Raw genomic sequence first — 18279 nt, 5'->3', positions numbered from 1 at the left:
CGGGGCTCCAGGACCTACGAGGCGCTCTCGTGCTCCAGGATCGGGTTCTTGGGCAGCCGGCGCACGCGACGGGGCCGCCGCGAGCGGGCCGGGATGAGGGAGCGCATGTTCTCCAGCCGGCCGAAGCACAGCAGCCGGTCGCCGTCCTCGAGCTCCTTGCCCGGCAGCGGGTTGGGCACGACCCGGGTGCCGCGGTGCAGGGTGAGCACCTGGATGTCGTTCTCCCGCAGCCCGGACTCGGCGAGGGTCTTGCCGATCATGTCCGAGCCGGACATCACCGCGATCTCGGCCACGCCATACCCCGTGGAGACGGCGAGGCGCTGGCGCACGTCGATGTCCGGGAAACCGACCTGGTCGGCGATGTAGTCGACGATCGCGCCGGCGACGTCCAGCTTGGTCGCCGCCTCGATGCCCTGCAGGCCGGGTGAGGAGTTGACCTCCATGACCAGCGGCCCCTCGTCGCCCTCGAGCATGTCCACGCCGGCCACCCGCAGGCCCATGATGTGCGCGGCGCGGACCGCGACCTCGGCGTAGGCCGGGTCCAGCTCGACGCCCTCGACGCTGCCGCCGCGGTGGACGTTGGAGCGGAACTCATCGCCCTGGGCCCGTCGCCGCATGGCCGCGACCACCCGGTCCCCGACGACCAGGGCGCGGATGTCCTTGCCCCTCGACTCCTTGACGAAGTGCTGGATGAGCACCTGCTGGTTGGTGCCGTGCAGGGTCTCGATGATCGCCTCGGCGACCTTCGCGGTCGGGGCGAGGATGACGCCGATGCCCTGGGTGCCCTCGAGCAGCTTGATGACGACCGGGGCCCCGCCGACCATCGAGATCGCGCTGCGCACGTCGTCGCGGTTGCGCACGAACGCGGTCGCCGGCATCGCGATCGCGTGGCGGGACAGGATCTGCGTGGCGCGCAGCTTGTCCCGGCTGTTCATGATGCCGTTGGCGGTGTTGGGCGTGTAGACGTCCATCTGCTCGAACTGCCGCACCACCGCGGTGCCGAAGTAGGTGACCGACGCCCCGATCCGGGGCAGGATCGCGTCGTAGCTGGACAGCTGCCTCCCTCTGAAGGACAGGTCCGGTTCCTCGCCGGTGAGGTCGATCCCGAAGCGCAGGGTATCCAGCACCTTGACCTGGTGACCCCGGTCGAGGGCGGCGGTGCGCAGGCGCTGGGTGGAGTAGGCGCGCAGCGACCGGGAGAGGATGGCGAGCTTCATGGATGCTTCCTGAGAGGATGTGCAGGTGTCGGAGCGAGCCCATCACACCACAGAGCAGACCGTCGTCGGCTGGCGGGAATGGGTGCGCCTGCCCGAGGTAGGGGTGGACTGGGTCAAGGCCAAGGTGGACACGGGCGCGAAGACCTCCTCCCTGCACGCCTTCGACCTGCGCACCTTCGACCGCGACGGGCACGACTGGGTCCGCTTCGTCGTCCACCCGTGGCAGGCGACCGCCGAGGACGAGGTGGTCGTGGAGCTGCCCGTCCACGACTCGCGCACGGTCCGGTCCTCCTCCGGCCACGCCGAGGAGAGGTATGTGGTGCTGCTCCCCGTCGTGCTCGGCGGGCGGACCGTCCCGGCCGAGGTGACGCTCACCGGCCGTGACGAGATGGGTTTCCGGATGCTGGTCGGACGGGAGGTCCTGGTGCAGGGCTACCTCGTGGACCCGGCCCGCTCCTACCTGGGTGGTCGTCCGCCCCGGGAGCTGCGGCGTCGCAACTGGGGCCGCGCGTGAGCGAACGACGGCGGCTACGCCCGTCGTTCGCCATCGGCGAGGTCAGGGTGCGGGCCGGCTCCCGGCGGGAGGTGAGCCTGCCGATCTCGCGACTGGTCACGGGTGCCGAGGTGAGCCTGCCCGTACACGTCCTCCACGGCCGCGAGGACGGTCCGACCGTGTGGGTCAACGCCGCGATCCACGGCGACGAGGTCGTCGGCATCGAGATCGTCCGCCGGGTGATGGCCCAGCTGGACCCCCGGAGCATCCGCGGCACCGTCATCGCCGTGCCCATCGTCAACGTGCTGGGCGTGATGACCCGTGACCGCTACATGCCGGACAGGCGCGACCTCAACCGCAGCTTCCCGGGCTCGGTGCGGGGCTCGCTCGCGGGCCGGATCGCCCACCTGTTCATGAACGAGGTCGTGCACAAGTGCGACGTGGGGATCGACCTGCACACCGGATCGGACCGGCGCACCAACCTGCCGCAGATCCGCTGCGACCTGGAGGACCCGCGCACCCGCGAGCTGGCGGAGGCCTTCGGTGCACCGGTGATGTACCACGCCCGGCTCCGGGACGGCTCGCTGCGCTCCGCCGCCCGGGAGGCCGGCGCCCGCGTGCTGCTCTACGAGGCGGGGGAGGCCTGGCGCTTCGACGAGTGGGCCATCACGCCCGGGGTGGACGGGGTGCTGCGGGTGCTGGCCACGCTCGGGATGATCGACCCGCCCGAGGAGTCGGTCGAGGCGCCCCGTCCCAGCGACGTGTGCTGGCGCTCGGGCTGGGTCCGTGCCCGCCGGACGGGCATCGTGCACATGGACGTCGACCTCGGCCAGCACGTCAAGGAAGGAGACCGGCTCGGTGAGCTGTTCAACTCCTTCGGCAAGCGGCTGGCCATCGTCAAGGCCGACCGCACGGGCGTGGTCATCGGCCGCTCCGAAGCCCCGCTGGCCAACCGCGGAGACGCCCTCGTGCACCTCGGCGAGCTCGGCGAGTCGTCCGACGACTGAGCTGGGGAGGAGGCGCGGACCGTGAGCCACGAGCCGCACCTCGACCCTCGGCCACCGGCATGACGCAGAGCACGCCCACCCGCGCCCGCCCGACCCCGCCGCCCGCTGTCTGGTGGCCCGCCCTGTCTGTCCACCCGGCCGGAGCGCTCGCCCGCCGGCGCCCTCTCGGCTGCCGTTCCCCTGTCGGCGCCTTCGCCTGCCGTTTCCCCCCCGTCGGCGCCCTCACCCCGTCCCCCCGCCGGCGTGTCGCGCACAGGGCGTCCGGGCCCTGCGGCGTGTCGCACGCGGGGACGTGCGACACGCCGCAAGCAGTCTGTGTCCTGTGCGCGACACGCCGGTGCCGCGGTGCGCGGGAGGCCCGGGCCCGGCCCAGGTCAGGACTGCAGCACGCCGGGGGCCAGCACCGCGACGGCGGCGAGCAGGCCGGCGAGCAGCGTGACCTCCGCGGCCGAGCCCAGGACGTCACCCGTCACCCCACCCAGCGTCCGTCGGGCCCAGCCGCCGACCAGCAGGGTGGTGACGACGACCGTGGGCAGCAGCACGAGAGGGACCAGCCAGGGCGTCGCTCCGGTCAGTTCGCTGCCGGCCCAGGTGGCCGCGCCGACGCAGACCGCCACCACGAGCCCACCGGACCACAGCCGCCCGGCGGTGAGACCCTCCACCAGGCTGCGACCGGTGCCCTCGTCCCGGGCGTAGGGCAGCCACGCCGCCAGTGGCAGCATCGCGGCCCGCGACAGTGCCCACACGACGGTCAGGATGACCACGGCGAGGCCGGGATCGGCCCTGTCGAGCAGCGCACCGACCAGCGCCACCTTCAGGAGGAGGTCCAGGACGACCGCGGCCACGCCATACACGCCGACGGAGTGGTCCTTCATGATCCGCAGCCGTGCCCGCCGGTCGGCTCCGCCCGTCCCGTCGGCGCAGTCGGCCAGCCCGTCGAGGTGCAAGGCACCGGTGAGGAGCACCTCGAGCGCGACCACCAGCACCGCCGCGACCAGCCACCCCAGCGGCTGGGCCGTCAGCACGCCCACCGTGCCCAGCACCAGCCCCAGCAGCCCGCCCACCAGCGGGAAGGCCCAGGCCGCCCGGGCCAGGTCGAACCGTCGCCGAGGAGGCACCGGCACCCTGGTGAGGAAGGCGACGGCGTCCAGCACGGATCCGACGACGCTCATCCGCCCGCCCTCCCGCGACGTCACGTCACGCCGTCGGCTTCTCGTCCGCCAGGCCCAGGTCGGCGAAGCTGCCCATGTCACGCAGCACCGCCGCGGCCGAGCGCAGGACGGGGACGGCCAGCGCCGCTCCGCTGCCCTCACCCAGACGCATGCCGAGCCGCAGCACCGGCTCCAGGCCGAGGGCCTCCAGCTGGACCGCGTGACCAGGCTCGGGGGACAAGGTGGCGGCGATCATCGCGTCGGCGCTGCGTGGCTCGATCCGCCAGGCGACCAGGGCGGCGGCGGTGGCGACGAAACCGTCCAGGAGGACCGGCACCCGCCGGGCGGCGCAGCGCAGCACCACCCCGGTGAGCCCGGCGATCTCCAGCCCACCCATCGCGGCCAGGACCTGCCACGGGTCGTCAAGGTCACCATGGCGGCGCAGCACGGCGTCGACCGCGGCGATCTTGGCGGCCAGGGCTTCGCCGCTGACGCCGGTGCCCGGGCCGGTGACCCGGGCCGGGTCGCGTTCGAGCAGGGACGCGGTCAGGGCGCTCGCCGCCGTCGTGTTGCCGATGCCCATCTCCCCGAGCCCCACCAGGTCGGCACCGTCGTCGATGAGCAGGTCCGCGAGCCCGATGCCGTGGGCGACCGCCTGCTGGGCCTCCTCCACGGTCATGGCCGGCCCCTCCAGCGAGTTCGCCGTCCCCGGTCGGACCCGCCGGTCCAGCACGACGTTCTGGCCCGGCTCGATCACGGGCGGCTGGATCACGCCGAGATCGGCGACGAGGAGCCGGATGCCGGCCTCGCGGGCCAGCACCCCGACGGCGGCCGTCCCCGCGGCGAAGCCGCTGAGCATCAGCGCGGTGACCTCCTGCGGGTACGCGCTCACCCCGCTCGTCGTGATCCCGTGGTCGCCCGCGCAGATCACCACCGCCGGCTTGTCCACGTGCGGCTCGGTGGTCGCCTGGATCCCGGCCAGCCGGGCCGCGAGAGCCTCCAGCTGGCCCAGGCTGCCCAGCGGCTTCACCTTGCCGTCCATCGCCCCGGCCGCCGCGGCGCCGGTCTCGTGGTCCAGCGGCCGGATCTGCTGCAGGGTCTCCTCGACCAGCTCGCGGGGGGCCAGGGTGGTCCCGGCGTTCGCGGGGGTGGTCGCAACGTTCTCAGCGGTGGTCTCAGCGGTGCTCATCAGTCCTCCAGGGGGTCAAGGGTCAGGGTGCGGCCAGCGACGACGAGCTGGGCGTGGTCGGCGTGCCGGGACAGGATCGCGTTGACCCGCCCCAGCCGGTCTCGGTAGTCCCGGCTCACCGGGTGCATGGGCACGATCCCGAGGCCGACCTCGTTGGTCACCACGATCACCCTGCCCGGGTATGCGGCCCCCCACCGGCCCAGCGCCTCCGCCCGGGCCACCGTGGTGGCCTCGTCGTCGCCGTGCTCCATGAGGTTGCTCACCCACAGCGAGAGGCAGTCGACGATGACGCACCTGTCACCCGGCAGTCCCCGCACCGCGTCGACCAGGTCGACGGGTGCCTCGACCGTCTCCCAGCCCTCGGGGCGCTCGGCCTGGTGCCGGGCGATCCGGTCGGACATCTCCCCGTCCCGCGCCTGGCCGGTCGCGACGAAGACCACCGCCAGACCGGAGCGTCCGGCGCGTCGCACGGCCAGGGCGGACTTGCCGCTGCGGGCGCCGCCGGTCAGGAAGGTCAGGCTCATCGTGGGCTCCTTCGGGCTGGGGTGGAGGTCCGGGTGCCGCGGGTGCGGTCCGACGCGGCGGCGGCCAGCAGAAGGCAGATGACCACCGCCGTGATCTCGACGCGGTCGACCAGCTGCCGGGCAGCCCCGATCGTCACGTGGTCGGGCCGCGGTCCGTCCCCGAGGTGTGGCCGGTTCTCCACGCGGTCGCCGTAGCGCAGCGGCCCGCCCAGCTCGACCCCCAGGGCGGCGGCGACAGCGCTCTCGGCCACGCCCGAGTTGGGGGAGGGGTGAGCGGGAGCGTCCCGGCGCACCACGCTCAGCACCTGATGGAGCTGGGGGAGGGCCGATCCTCGCGCCGGAGGCCGTGGGGAGAGACGTTCCGCGGAACGCGGCTGGGCGAAGCGTTCCGCGGAGCGCTGAGCACCGGTGGGGAGCGCCGCCAGCACCGCGACGAGAGCCGCGAAGACACGCGCGGGCACCCACGCCATGACGTCGTCGAGGCGGGCGGCGGCCGTGCCGAACCGGCCGTAGCGGGCGCTGCGGTGACCGACCATCGCGTCCATCGTGTTGACCGCGCGGTGCGCCAGCACTCCCGGCGCCCCGGCCAGCAGTCCCCAGAAGACCGGCGCGACGACGGCGTCGACGGTGTTCTCCGCCAGCGACTCCACGACCGCCGCCGCGACGCCGCTCGCGTCGAGGGTGCTCGGGTCGCGGCCCACCAGCCACGGCAAGAGCTCCCGTGCCACGTCGAGGTCGTCGGCGCGGAGGCGGTCCTCGATCCGCGCCGAGGTCTCGCGCAGCATGCGACCTGCGCAGGCCACCCCCACGGCGGCCGCCAGCACCGCCACCCCGGCTGCCCCGTCCGTCTCCCGTCCCGGGAGCCTCCGGCCCACGCGGCCCAGCAGCCATCCGGAACCGGCGCCCACCCCCACCCCGACCAGGGCGTAGGCCGCCCCGGGCAGGCGGGCGTCGGCGTACAGCCGCCGCTCGACCTGGCTCATCGCCGTGCCGAACCAGGCCACCGGGTGCCAGGCGGTCGGTGGTTCACCCGCGAGCCGGTCGAGGGTCAGCCCGAGAGCCACCCCGAGGGCGCGCCCGCGGAAGGTCGACCCCACCGCGCTCACCACACCCGCTCCGGATCGGGGTCGGCGGCCACCCGTGGCCAGGGGTTGACCTGCATACCGGTGCTGACCGCCTGGCGCACCGCCTCCGCCACCCGGTGGCCCCAGGGGGAGCGGACCCCGGCGAACGGAACCGGCGCGCGTCCCTCGACCGCGTCCGGGCAGAGCACGACGACCGCGTCGCTGGCCGTGCCGGTCCCCGGCACCCCGGCGTGCAGCAGGGCCTGGGCCTTGGCCTCCGTCACCGTCCCCACGGCCTGGACGAGGGCGGAGCCGGTGAGCGGGGCCGGGACGGCGACGACGATGTTGACCGTGCCCGGCTCCGGCGGCGCGTCGTCCTCCACGCGCACACCCAGTCCGCCCGGCCGCGCGGCCCACGTCGGCTTCGTCGCGGCGACCGTGGCCCACGCCTGGACACCGTCGGCCTCACCGCCGGTCCAGCACCGCACATCGGCGGCGGTCAGCAGGGCCGTCACGGGGGCGTCGTCCCGGCCCAGGGCAGCCAGCCGCTCCTCGACGTAGGCGTCGAGGTCGGTGCGCTGGAAGCCGTCGCCCACCCCGAGGTTGACCACGAGGCGGGGCCAGACGAGCCCGCCCCCGACGGAGGCCGAGCTCAGCGCCACCCAACCCGGGGGCACGGGGAAGAGCAGCGCGCCGTCCCGCTCGATGAGATGCACCACGTCGACCATCCTGCTCACCAGCCAGGAGCTTCCTCGACCCGGGTGGCGCTCCGGGCCAGGTCGACCAGCGCGGGCAGGTCGAGATGCTCCTCGACCCAGTCGGCCAGGTGGTCGAGGTGGGCGTCCAGGGCCTGCGCGTAGGGCACGGCCGACGGTATGAAGATCCGGTCGCGGGCGAGGGCGACCGTGCTCAGCAGATCGTGCCGCAGGGCGTCGGCGTCGAGGACCCCGTGCAGGGAGGTGCCCCGCACCCGGCCGTCCGTGCGCACCGCCCCCTCGGCACGGCCAGTACCCTCACCACCCAGCTGCAGCCAGGGCCGGACATCGCCGTCCCCACCACCCACCGGCTCCGGCCTGCCCCACCGGATCTCATAGCCCGCAACCGGTGTCCCCGACCCGTCGGCCACGACGCCCTCGGCTCGGCGCACGGTCTTGGGGACGGTGAAGACGGTCCGCACCGCCAGCAGCCCCAGCCCGGCCACGGCGCCGGCCCCCGACTCGATCTCGTCGTGGATCGTGTGCCCCAGCATCTGGTAGCCAGCGCAGATGCCGAGTACGAATGGCCCGTCCGGGTCCCGGAGCAGGTCCGCCAGGGCACGGCCGAGCCCGCGCTCGCGCAGCCACGTCAGGTCGGCGACCGTGGACCGGCTGCCCGGCAGGATCACGAGGTCGACGTCGCTGAGGTCGCCGGGCGAGCTCGCCCAGCGCAGCTCGACCCCGGGCTCGAGGACGAGCGGGTCGAGGTCGGAGGGGTTGGCCAGGTGCGGCAGCCGGACGACGCCGACCCGGACCGGGCGGTCCGTCGTGCCCGACCGGTGCGCCGAGGGCGGGGCGGCCGTGAGGTCCAGCGAGTCCTCCACCCCCAGCATCAGGTGCTCACCCAGGTGCGGCAGCACCCCCAGCACGGGTATGCCGGTCCGCTCCGCCAGGTCCCGCAGACCGGGCCCCAGCAGGGAAACATCGCCGCGGAAGGAGTTGATCACGAAGCCGTGCAGGCACGCCCGCAGGCGGTCAGAGAGCAGCGCCCAGGTGCCGTACGCCGCCGCGAACGCGCCACCGCGCTCGATGTCGACGACCAGCACGGCGGGAATCCCGGCCGCGGCGGCCAGGGGCAGGTTGACCAGGTCGCGGTCCAGCAGGTTGATCTCCGCCGCGCCGCCGGCGCCCTCCAGGACGGTGACCTCGTGCTCGGCCCGCAGCGACTGCAGGGCGTCCAGGACCACGGGGCGCAACCGGGCCGCCCGCTCGCCATAGCCGACCGCGTCGGCGACCCCGACCTCCTCACCCAGGACGACCAGGTGTGACGTTCGTGCACCGGACGGCTTGAGCAGCACCGGCCCCATCCTCCGGTCGGTCTCGACCCGGGCGGCCAGGGCCTGCATCGCCTGCGCCCGCCCGATCTCGCCACCGTCGGGGGTGACAGCGCCGTGGTTCGACATGTTCTGCGCCTTGAACGGGGCGACGTCGAACCCGCGGCGGGCGAGCGCGCGGCACAGGGCGCTGACCAGCGTCGACTTGCCCGCGCCGCTGGTGGCGCCGACCACCATCAGCGCGGCGCCCTCAGTAGTCGATGCCACGCCGCGCGCGGATCCCCTGCTCGAACGGGTGCTTGACGTTGACCATCTCGGTGACCGTGTCGATGACGGCCTGAGGCATCTCTCGCCCGGTGAGGAAGACCGAGACGTCCTCCGGCCGCTCGCTCAGCGTCGAGGCCACGTCGCCCGGGTCGATCCAGCCCCAGTTCATCGGGTAGGAGATCTCGTCCAGCATCACCATGCGGTGCTCCCCGGCCTCGATGAGCCGCCGGGTGAACGCCCACGCGGCCACGGCCTTGGCGCGGCTCTCGTCGAGGTCGTCGGACTCCCAGGAGAAGCCGTCGCCGGCGCTGAACCACTCCACGCCGAGCTGCCGCAGCATGGCCTCCTCGCCCGTGCGCCACTTGCCGGACTTGAGGAACTGCACCACGGCGGTGGGCCAGTCGCGCCCGCGGCTGCGCAGCAGGGTGCCGAAGGCGGCGGTGGACTTGCCCTTGCCGTGCCCGGTGTTCACCAGCACGAGCGAGGGTGCCGAGCGCAGCTCGCGCCGGTCGTACGGCCGCTCCGTGCGGGGCTGGTCGTGGTCGGTCATGAGCTTTCCTCCGTGCGTCGGGACTGCAGGTCGATGGGGGTATGCCGTCCGCGCGCCGGCCGGTCCGGCCGGGCCGCGGGGACCACGACGAGGTGCCCGTCCAGCTCGACGACCCGGATCGGGTGGCCGTACACACGAGTGAGCAGCTCGGGCTCGAGGACCTCCTCGGGGGGGCCGATAGCCTGCGGGGCACCGTGCTCGAGGAGCAGGAGCCGGTCGGCGTAGCGGGCGGCCATGCCGAGGTCGTGCATGGCGGCGATCACGGTCAGCCCGTCCTGGTGGCGCAGCTCGTCGACCATCTCCAGCACCTCGACGGAGTGGCCGACGTCCAGCGCGCTGGTGGGCTCGTCGAGCAGCAGCACGGGGGCCTGCTGGGTCAGCGCCCGTGCGATGACCACCCGCTGGGCCTCCCCGCCGGACAGGCTGCGCACCTGCCGGTCGGCGAACGAGGCCAGGCCCAGCCGGCGCAGCACGCTGGCGACGATCTGCCGGTCCTGCACGGACTCGGCACGCAGCCAGCCCAGGTGGGCGGTGCGGCCCAGCAGCACGTACTCGACGACGGTCATGCCGGGCGGCAGCTCGGGAGCCTGGGGCATGAAGGACAGATCGGTCGGGTCGGGGACCCCACCGTCACCGAGCTCCACGGTGCCGGTGCGCGGGACCAGGCCGAGCAGGCTGCGCAGGTAGGTCGACTTGCCCGAGCCGTTGGGCCCGATCAGGCCCAGCCACTCACCGGCGCGCAGCTCCAGGTCCACGCCACGGACCACCTCGTTGCCGTGGAAGGCCACCCGCACGTCGTGGGTGCGCAGGGCGTGGGTCGGGCGCAGGGCGGTCGGCTCGGCGAGGGTCCGAGCGGCTGACTGGGGGTTCATGGGTTGGCCTTGCCTCTCCACAGCACGAAGCAGAAGAACGGTGCCCCGATGAACGCGGTGATCACCCCGACCGGCAGCTCGGCGGGGGCCACCAGGGTGCGGGCGCCGATGTCCACGAAGGCCAGGAAGGTCGCGCCGAGGACGGCCGACAGCGGCACGATGAGCCGGTAGGAGTGGCCGACCAGCAGCCGCACCACGTGCGGCGTCACCAGGCCGACGAAGGCGATCAGCCCGCTGACCGACACCGCGGCCGCGGTGATGAGGGTGGCCGCGGTGACCACGACGAGGCGCGAGCGGGCCGGGCTGAGCCCCAGCGACCGGGCCTCGTCGTCGCCGAGCCGCAGCACGTCCAGGTGACGGGCGTGCAGGAGCAGGACGGCGCCGGCCAGGACGACATACGGCAGCAGCATCGCGACCGGCTGCCAGCCGTGGGTGGCCAGACGGCCGAACAGCCAGGAGAGCACCTCGCGGGCGCGTGTCTCGTCCAGCCGCGTCAGGGCGTAGGTCTGGGCGGCGGAGAAGAGCGCCGCCATCGCGACGCCGGCCAGCAGCAGGGTCGCCGGGTCCCGGAAGGAGGCGCGGGCGACCAGCACCGAGCCGGTCACCGCGACGAGCGCGCCGAGGAACGCGGCCATCGGCAGGGCCGCGATGGGGCCCCAGGACAGGTCGAGGCCGAAACCCAGGGCCAGGACCGCGCCCAGGCCGGCCCCGGCGGAGACGCCGAGCAGGTAGGGGTCGGCGAGCGGGTTGCGGAAGACGCCCTGGTAGCCGGCCCCGGCGACGGCCAGGCTGCCTCCCACCAGTGCGGCCAGCATGGTGCGCGGTAGCCGGATCTGCCACAGCACCTGCTGCTGTTGGCCGGTCAGCGTCTGCTCGACGTCGAGCCCGGGCAGCGCGCCGGCGAGTGAGCGGACGACCCCCTCCACGGGCAGCCCGGCCGCGCCCTGGCTCGCGGAGGCGAGCACGGCGAGCAGGAGCAGGGCCAGGGTGCCCAGCACAGCGCTCACGGGCAGCCGGAAGGCCTTGGTGACGGACGCCTCAAGGGCATCCGGCGCGGGCTGCGCGCGCGTGGAGGGGGTCGTCGACTTCATCGTGCCGGTCTGCGGTCCGTCGGGTTCGCCAGCCGTGGGCCGGTCAGCGGCCGACCGGTGCGGCCACCGAGTTCATCGCGTCGGCGACCAGCTCGACGAGCTGGGGCAGGCGAGGGCCCCAGCGGGAGGCGATGTCGGCGTCGACGGTGACGATGTTGCCGTTGCGCACCGCCTCGATCTGCGACCAACCCGGACGGTTCGCGACGTCCTCGGCGGTGTAGGTGACCTGGTCGGTGATGACGATGAGCTGAGGGTCGGCCTCCACGATGGCCTCCTCGGTCAGCTGCGGGTAGCCGGTGGCGTCCGCGTCGGCCTCGTCAGCGATGTTGACCGCGCCCATCTGCTCGTAGACAGAGCCGATGAAGCTGTGGCTGCTCGCGGAGAAGAAGGTGTCGTCCAGCTCGTGGTAGACGCGGATCTGCTGGTCCTGGGGCGCGGCCGCGAGGGCTTCCTCCAGCCCGGCGCGCATCTCCTCCACGACGCTGGCGGCGCCGTCGATCTCCCCGGTGGCCATCCCCATAGCGGCGACGATGTCGTAGCCGCCCTCGATGTCGGCGGGGGCGGAGTTGGCTAGGACCGGGATGTCGAGGGCCTCCAGCGAGGCGACCAGGTCGTTGGAGTCGTTGGCGATCAGGACCAGGTCGGGCTCGTAGCCGACGATCGCCTCCACGTTGGGGTCCCAGCCAGACAGGTCGGTCGTCGGCGCGTCCTCGGGGTAGGTCGAGAACTGGTCGGCGGCGATGACCCGGTCACCGGCGCCGATGGCGAAGAGGATCTCGGTGGCGGACGGCGAGAGGGAGATGATCCGCTCCGGGCGGGACTCGATCGTCACCTCGCCGTTCTCGGCGTCGACGGTGACCGGGAAGTCGCCGGCCGCGACATCGTCGTCCGTCGAGCCCGCGTCGGTCGCGGTCTCGGTGTCGGTGTCGGTGTCAGCCTCGGCAGCGGCGTCGGTGTCGTCGGTGTCGTCGGTGTCACCGCCGCACGCGGCTAGGGCCAGGCTCAGGGCGAGCGCCGCGGCGACGGCGCGGGAACGGGTGAAGGGGGCGGGGGTGCTCATGTGGTCTCCTGTCGGTCGAGGTAGCTGGTCTCGAGCGACAGGACCTATGACCGGTCCGCCGTCCGAACCGGCCCTATGTCCTCGAGGGCGAGTGGTTGCGGATCATCGGGCAGTTCGACCGGACTCGGTCCGCCGTGACCTGGCATGGTCAGGGGACTCCACCGTTGCGGGACAGTGCCGGTTTTGCACCGGACTTCGTCTGCACGACGGCGCCACTCTACTCCCTCCCGGTCGCCGGTGGCCCCGGGGCGATCGGCACGCGGACCGGCGAAGGCTCAGGCCTGAGCGACCGCGGTAGCGACCCGTTCCAGCCCGGAGGGGCCCGGGACCGCCATCCGGAAGACGTCCGGGAGGCCGAAGCTGGCGCAGTCCCGGACCAGCACCCCGCGCGGGGCGAGCCGCTCGCGCAGCCCCGGCTCGTGCACCAGCACCCACGGGGCGTCCGCCGCCTGCACCTGCAGCCCGGCGCTCTCCAGGACGCCCACGAGATCCTGCCGCAGCTGACCGATCCGCGCTGCCCAACCGGGCAGGTCCGCGTCAGCCAGCAGGTCTGGCAGCACGGCCAGCGCCAGGGCTGAGACTGGCCAGTGCGGCTGGGCCCGGAGCAGCCGCACCCGCAGCTCCTCAGGGCCCAGCGAGGAGCCGTCCCGGGCGGCGACCGGGCCTTCCGGCACCACGACATACCCCAGGCGCAGGCCCGGGCAGGAGAAGGTCTTGGTCAGCGAACCCACCACCACGGCCCGATCGCGGGCCGGCGTCCCGAGCGCCGTCCACCCGCCGGTCGCGACGGCGTAGAACGCCTCGTCCCAGACGTCGGCCCGTTCCTGCGGGTCGGCGAGCCGACCGGTGGGGGAGTGCGGGTCGGTGCGCCATACCGGGCCCTCGCTCCCGCGGGGGTGCAGCCCGAACTCCGGCTCCTCGCGCACCCGCCCGCCGAGGACCGCGGTGACCAGGTGGATCGCCTCGCTGCCCCCGTTGGTCAGCAGGACCCTGCCGGGATCGACGCCGAGCGCCTCGGCGAGCACCCGCGTCGCCTCGCGGTCGTCGGGGTAATGCCCCAGCGCCGCCAGGTGCCGCGAGACCACCGGGGCCACGGGAGGGGAGACCGGGTTCATGTTCTGCGAGAGGTCCAGCAGGCTCCCGGGAGCCAGACCCAGGGCCGCCTCCACGGCGGGTCCGTCCCCGCCGTGGGTGCCGGCCGGAGGCACCACCAGGGGCGCCACGGCGGGCGCGAACGGGCGGGATCGAGGCACGAAAGGCACTCTACGGCCGCTTTTTCCGCGACGCGCCGGGGCCCCCTGGTGGCCAAGACGCCCGGCGTCTGCCTACGGTTGACCGACATGTCAGCACGATGAAAGGGCTGTACCCATGAGCAAGAAGGTCATTGTCGAGGCCGTTGCCCGCGAGGCGGGCATGACCCAGGCTGCCGCCGAGAAGGCTGTCAGCTCCGTCCTGGAGGCCATCGCCGCCGAGCTCGCCAAGGGTGAGAAGGTCTCCTTCCCGGGCTTCGGCACCTTCGAGGTGCGTGAGCGCGCCGCCCGCACGGGCCGCAACCCGCAGACCGGCGCCGAGATCCAAATCGCCGCGAGCAAGGCCCCCGCCTTCAAGGCCGGTTCCAAGCTGAAGGAGCGCGTCTCCAGCTGAGCCAGACACGGTTCTTGCCGCGCCCGGTCGCCCCTCGTGGGTGACCGGGCGCGGTGCGTTCCGGCGGGAACGCCCGCCTCCCTCGACTGAAGGCCTACGTACGCCACGTACGCCATGCACGCCACGTACGCCACGACGCCTCCTACGCTGAGCCCATGACCACGTCCCACGACTCCGTCGAGCCCGTCGAGCTGCGGTGGTGGCAGCGCTTCGTGGCGATCGGTGACTCGTTCACCGAGGGCATGGTCGACGCCGACCCGCGGCGCGAGGGTGAGTACGTCGGGTGGGCCGACCGGCTGGCGAACCGGCTGGCGCGTCGCAACGGCGAGGCCGATGTGCCGTTCGGTTACGCCAACCTGGCGATCCGGGGCCGGCTGATCGACGCCGTCCTGGAGGAGCAGCTGCCACCGGCGCTGCAGCTGACGCCCGACCTGGTGAGCCTGTCCGCCGGCGGCAACGACGTGCTGCGGCCCAAGGTCTCCCTCCCCGAGGTGATGGCCAAGCTGGAGGAGGCCACCACGGAGATCCGCGCGACCGGCGCCGACGTCGTCCTCGTCACCGCTCCCGACGTGTCGCTGACGCCGCTGGTCAACCGGGTCCACCCGCGCATGGTCGAGTACACCGCCCACCTCTGGGGCATCGCACAGCGCACCGGCTCCTACGTCGTCGACATCTACACCCTCGCCGCGCTGCGCGACCCGCGGATGTGGGGCGGGGACCGCATCCACCTCTCCTCCGAGGGGCACGCCAGGGTCGCCGCCCAGGCCGCCTGGACCCTCGGCCTGGAGCCCGACCTGCGCGACTGGCGCGAGCCCCTCGAGGCACTCCCGCCGCTCAGCCGGTTCGAGTCGGTGCGCGCCAACCGCGAGTGGATCGCCGCGCACCTGCGGCCGTGGATCCGCCGGCGGCTGCGCGGCGAGAGCTCCGGCGACGGCCGCTCGGCCAAGCGCCCGGACGTGCTCCCGCTGGAGGTATGGCGCGAGCCGGTCTCCCCGACCGACTCCTCCACCGACGACACGGTCTGACGTCGACCGGCGACACGGTTTGACGCCGACCGGCGACACGGTGTGACGCCCACCGGCGACACGGCGCGGCCAGGAGGTGCGTCCCGCGGCCCTATCCTTCGCCCATGGACCTCGTCGTGGCGCTCGCCGACGGCGTGGCCCACATCGTGCAGGTCCGGGAGGGAGCGCCCGGGGAGCGCTGGAGCTTGCCGCGCGCCGAGCTGCCCGGCTGGGCGGCGAGCCAGGAGGTCGGAGGAGTGCGGTGGGTGTGGGCGGACTCCGCCGAGGTGTATGCCGTGCTGCTGCGCGGCGGGGTGCGGGTGCGGCATGCCGTCGACCTGCGCCTGGTCCGGGCCATCCTGCGCCGGGCAGCCGCCGCGGCCGACACCGCCTACGCCGGGGGCCCGGTCTCGGCGCTCGACCTGCCGGGGACCGACGTCGGGCACCACGCTGCCGCGGCGCAGGAGGACCCGGGCACGACCCTCTTCGACCTGCCGAGCACCGGCCCCACGATCGAGGAGTGCCTGGCCGAGCACCTCGCCCAGCAGGAGTGCCTGACGCAGGTGGGTGACTCCAGGCTGCGCCTGCTCTGTCACGCGGAGTCGGTCGGCGCGCTCATCGCCCAGGAGCTGAACCAGGTCGGGGTGCCGTTCAGCTCGGCGACCCATGAGCGCCTGCTGCGCGAGCTGCTCGGCGAGCCGCACGCGCAGGGCGGCCGTCCGGCCCGGATGACCGAGCTCTGCGCGGAGATCCGCGAGGCCCTCGCAGCGCCCGGGCTCAACCCCGACTCCGCGCCGGACCTGATCGCTGCGCTGCGCCGGGCCGGGCTGGAGGTGGCCACCACCCGGCAGTGGGAGCTGGAGCGGATCGACCACCCGGTCATCCCTCCGCTGCTGGCCTATCGCAAGCTCAGCAGGCTGCACACGGCCAACGGCTGGGCCTGGCTGGCGTCCTGGGTGCAGGACGACCGCTTCCGCCCCGACTGGGTGGTGGGCGGGGTGGTGACCGGACGGTGGGCCAGCCGGGGCGGTGGCGCCCTGCAGCTTCCGCGCCAGATCCGTGCCGCGGTCCGGGCCGAGCCCGGGTGGCGGCTGGTCGTGGCCGACGCCGCCCAGCTCGAGCCGCGCGTGCTCGCCGCGATGTCTGGGGACGAGGTGATGGCACGCGCCGCGGCCGCCGGCGACCTCTACCAAGGGCTCGTCGACCAGGGGGTGCTCGCCAGCCGGCAGCTGGCCAAGATGGCCATGCTCGGCGCCATGTACGGCGCGACGAGCGGCCAGGCCGGGGCGCTCATGCCGGTCCTGCGCCGCGCCTACCCCCGGGCGATCGGGCTCGTGGACGCCGCAGCGCAGGCCGGTGAACGGGGCGACCAGGTCCGGACCTGGCTCGGTCGGACCTCCCCGCCGCCCTCCCCGCGGTGGCACGAGCTGCAGGACGCCGCCCAGCACCCCGGCGCGGGGGACGCCGCGGAGCGCCGGGCCCGGCAGGCGGCCCGGGACTGGGGCCGGTTCACCCGCAACTTCGTGGTCCAGGGAACGGCCGCCGAGTGGGCGCTGTGCTGGCTGGGCCACCTGCGACGGGTCCTCGACGACACCTTCGCAGGCCAGGCGTCGGCGGGTGCGCCCCGGCCCGAGCTGGTCTACTTCCTGCACGACGAGGTCATCGTGCACACGCCGCAGCAGTATGCCGACGTCGTCGCCGAGGCGGTCCGCGAGGCCGCGCGGGCAGCCGGCCAGCTGCTCTTCGGCGGCTTCCCGGTGGAGTTCCCCCTGGACGTGGCGGTGGTCGAGTCCTACGACCAGGCGGACTGAGCTGCCCCTCCCTGCATCACCTCCGCCCCCACTCCCACGACGGCGTACTGAGCATCCCCTGCCCCACGACCAGGGTCTCCCCGAGGTCCTTGGTCAGCTCCACCAGGCGCAGGTCGGCCACCCCGTCGTGCCCCACGGGATCGTCGAGCTCGCCCTGGTCGACCGCAGCGCCCAGCGTCTCGGTCAGTGCCTCGACCAACGTCGCCGAGTGGGTCACGACCACGACCTGCGCGCGGGTCGAGGCCCGGACGATCGCGCGCGCCAGCGGCGGCACGAGAGAAGGATGCAGGCTGGTCTCCGGCTCGTTGAGCGCCATCAACCGGGGCGGCACGGGCGTCATCAGCGCCGCCAGCCACAGCAGGTAGCGCAGCGTCCCGTCGGAGAGCTCGGCCGAGCGCAACGGGCGCAGCATCCCCGGCTGGTGCAGCTCGACGTCGAAGAGCCCGTCGGTCACCGCGACCCGCAGCCGGGCTCCGTCGAAGGCGTCGGCCACGGCCTCGTCCAGGACCCCCGGCGAGTCCTCCTCGATCGTCTGCAGCGCAGCCGCGAGGTCTGCGCCGTCCTCCGCCAGCGCCCAGGTGCGGGTGCCCACCTGCGGTCGGCGGGCCGGCGCGTCGGCGTCGACCCGGAAGCCGTCGTAGAAGCGCCACGAGCGCAGCTCCTCCCGCACCGCCCACACCTCCGGCGCGTCCAGCGGGTCCACGATCTCGCTGAGGATGCTGGCCCAGGGCGCGACGCTGACGGGGGCCTTGCGCCATACCCCGTCCTCGCCGCGCAGCTCCACCGAGTAGTGCTTGCGCCGGGCGGCGAGGGTCGCGGGCCGCATCACCGGTCCCGCCCACACCGCCTCCCGCTTGACCTCGGGGTCCCGGTTGAAGGCGGACGGCCGGCGGCCGCCCTCGGCGTCGACGACCACCCCTTGCACCGGGATCCCCAGGTCGACGAGGTATGACGCCGCGCCCGGCTCCGCACCGCCCACCCCCAGCCGCACGGAGATCGGCCCCTTGCGCATGCCGCCCTGCACGTCATGGCCGCGCCGAGCCTGCCCGAGCGACTCCGGGCCGGCCCACAGCGCGGACTCCAGGCCGCCCTCGCGGGCGAGTGCGCCCACCACCTCGCCGCGGCCGCAGGCGGCCAGCAGGCGCAGGGCGCGGTAGACGCTGGACTTGCCGGTGCCGTTCGCACCGGTCACCACGGTCAGCCGACCCAGCGGGAGCACCACGTCCCGCAGGGACCGGTATCCGCTGATGGCGACGGTCGAGTACATGCCCGGCAGCCTAGGAGCGGCCACTGACAGTGACCCGAC

Annotated in this window: 18 protein-coding genes; 5 read left to right on the top strand and 13 right to left on the bottom strand. The window is 73.9% G+C overall.

Annotated elements, in window-relative coordinates:
- Window positions 1-14 precede the first annotated feature (14 nt).
- The gene (gene rimK / locus ESZ52_RS18405; protein ID WP_131106211.1) at window positions 15-1217 is read right to left on the bottom strand and encodes a 30S ribosomal protein S6--L-glutamate ligase; all 1203 of its coding nucleotides are present in this window, start codon (window positions 1215-1217) and stop codon (window positions 15-17) included.
- 25 nt (window positions 1218-1242) lie between these two features.
- On the opposite strand from rimK, the gene ESZ52_RS18400 reads away from it, so the two are divergent.
- On the top strand, window positions 1243-1731 hold the full coding sequence (locus ESZ52_RS18400) for an ATP-dependent zinc protease family protein (RefSeq protein WP_131106210.1): 489 nt from the start codon (window positions 1243-1245) through the stop codon (window positions 1729-1731).
- Window positions 1728-2717, top strand: coding sequence for a succinylglutamate desuccinylase/aspartoacylase family protein (locus tag ESZ52_RS18395; protein ID WP_181009851.1), 990 nt, complete (start codon window positions 1728-1730; stop codon window positions 2715-2717). Before ESZ52_RS18400 ends, ESZ52_RS18395 begins: the two co-directional genes overlap by 4 nt.
- A 374-nt stretch (window positions 2718-3091) precedes the next feature.
- On the opposite strand, the gene cobS is transcribed toward ESZ52_RS18395, so the two are convergent.
- From cobS to ESZ52_RS18340, 11 genes are all read right to left on the bottom strand, one after another.
- Window positions 3092-3889 (bottom strand): adenosylcobinamide-GDP ribazoletransferase, encoded by a 798-nt coding sequence (gene cobS, locus ESZ52_RS18390; RefSeq protein ID WP_131106209.1) that lies wholly within the window; start codon window positions 3887-3889, stop codon window positions 3092-3094.
- A gap of 25 nt (window positions 3890-3914) precedes the next feature.
- Entirely contained in the window at window positions 3915-5057 is a 1143-nt protein-coding gene (gene cobT / locus ESZ52_RS18385; protein ID WP_131106208.1) for a nicotinate-nucleotide--dimethylbenzimidazole phosphoribosyltransferase, read from the bottom strand.
- Window positions 5057-5581, bottom strand: a complete 525-nt coding sequence (gene cobU / locus ESZ52_RS18380; RefSeq protein ID WP_131106207.1) for a bifunctional adenosylcobinamide kinase/adenosylcobinamide-phosphate guanylyltransferase — start codon at window positions 5579-5581, stop codon at window positions 5057-5059. Before cobU ends, cobT begins: the two co-directional genes overlap by 1 nt.
- Window positions 5578-6678 carry a CobD/CbiB family cobalamin biosynthesis protein gene (locus ESZ52_RS18375; protein WP_181009850.1) on the bottom strand — a complete coding sequence of 367 codons (1101 nt, stop codon included), beginning with the start codon at window positions 6676-6678 and terminating at the stop codon, window positions 5578-5580. The genes cobU and ESZ52_RS18375 overlap by 4 nt, the downstream gene beginning before the upstream one ends.
- Before the next feature lie 5 nt (window positions 6679-6683).
- Complete coding sequence (locus tag ESZ52_RS18370; RefSeq protein ID WP_131106745.1) at window positions 6684-7373, bottom strand: adenosylcobinamide amidohydrolase; 690 nt, start codon at window positions 7371-7373, stop codon at window positions 6684-6686.
- A 5-nt stretch (window positions 7374-7378) separates the two neighbouring features.
- Window positions 7379-8941, bottom strand: a complete 1563-nt coding sequence (locus tag ESZ52_RS18365; RefSeq protein WP_238154379.1) for a cobyric acid synthase — start codon at window positions 8939-8941, stop codon at window positions 7379-7381.
- Window positions 8925-9491, bottom strand: coding sequence for a cob(I)yrinic acid a,c-diamide adenosyltransferase (locus ESZ52_RS18360; protein ID WP_131106205.1), 567 nt, complete (start codon window positions 9489-9491; stop codon window positions 8925-8927). The genes ESZ52_RS18365 and ESZ52_RS18360 overlap by 17 nt, the downstream gene beginning before the upstream one ends.
- A complete protein-coding gene (locus ESZ52_RS18355; protein ID WP_131106204.1) occupies window positions 9488-10363 on the bottom strand; it encodes an ABC transporter ATP-binding protein in 876 nt (291 codons plus the stop codon). The genes ESZ52_RS18360 and ESZ52_RS18355 overlap by 4 nt, the downstream gene beginning before the upstream one ends.
- Window positions 10360-11454 (bottom strand): FecCD family ABC transporter permease, encoded by a 1095-nt coding sequence (locus ESZ52_RS18350; protein WP_131106203.1) that lies wholly within the window; start codon window positions 11452-11454, stop codon window positions 10360-10362. The genes ESZ52_RS18355 and ESZ52_RS18350 overlap by 4 nt, the downstream gene beginning before the upstream one ends.
- A gap of 43 nt (window positions 11455-11497) precedes the next feature.
- Window positions 11498-12514: an ABC transporter substrate-binding protein gene (locus ESZ52_RS18345; RefSeq protein ID WP_131106202.1), complete on the bottom strand. Its 1017-nt coding sequence runs from the start codon at window positions 12512-12514 to the stop codon at window positions 11498-11500.
- 275 nt (window positions 12515-12789) lie between these two features.
- Window positions 12790-13767, bottom strand: a complete 978-nt coding sequence (locus tag ESZ52_RS18340) for an aminotransferase class I/II-fold pyridoxal phosphate-dependent enzyme (RefSeq protein WP_131106201.1) — start codon at window positions 13765-13767, stop codon at window positions 12790-12792.
- 115 nt (window positions 13768-13882) lie between these two features.
- Between ESZ52_RS18340 and ESZ52_RS18335 the strand changes: the two genes are divergently transcribed.
- From ESZ52_RS18335 to ESZ52_RS18325, 3 genes are all read left to right on the top strand, one after another.
- Entirely contained in the window at window positions 13883-14158 is a 276-nt protein-coding gene (locus ESZ52_RS18335) for an HU family DNA-binding protein (RefSeq protein WP_131106200.1), read from the top strand.
- Window positions 14159-14313: 155 nt separating this feature from the next.
- A complete protein-coding gene (locus tag ESZ52_RS18330) occupies window positions 14314-15183 on the top strand; it encodes an SGNH/GDSL hydrolase family protein (RefSeq protein ID WP_131106199.1) in 870 nt (289 codons plus the stop codon).
- Between the two features lie 104 nt (window positions 15184-15287).
- Window positions 15288-16973, top strand: a complete 1686-nt coding sequence (locus ESZ52_RS18325; RefSeq protein WP_131106198.1) for a bifunctional 3'-5' exonuclease/DNA polymerase — start codon at window positions 15288-15290, stop codon at window positions 16971-16973.
- A gap of 16 nt (window positions 16974-16989) precedes the next feature.
- Here ESZ52_RS18325 and ESZ52_RS18320 read toward each other — a convergent pair whose 3' ends face one another.
- Window positions 16990-18240 (bottom strand): AAA family ATPase, encoded by a 1251-nt coding sequence (locus ESZ52_RS18320; protein ID WP_131106197.1) that lies wholly within the window; start codon window positions 18238-18240, stop codon window positions 16990-16992.
- Between the last annotated feature and the right edge of the window lie 39 nt (window positions 18241-18279).

It is taken from the genome of Ornithinimicrobium sufpigmenti (assembly GCF_004322775.1).
Taxonomy (GTDB): domain Bacteria; phylum Actinomycetota; class Actinomycetes; order Actinomycetales; family Dermatophilaceae; genus Ornithinicoccus; species Ornithinicoccus sufpigmenti.
This window is presented reverse-complemented; position numbering and strand designations above follow the sequence as displayed.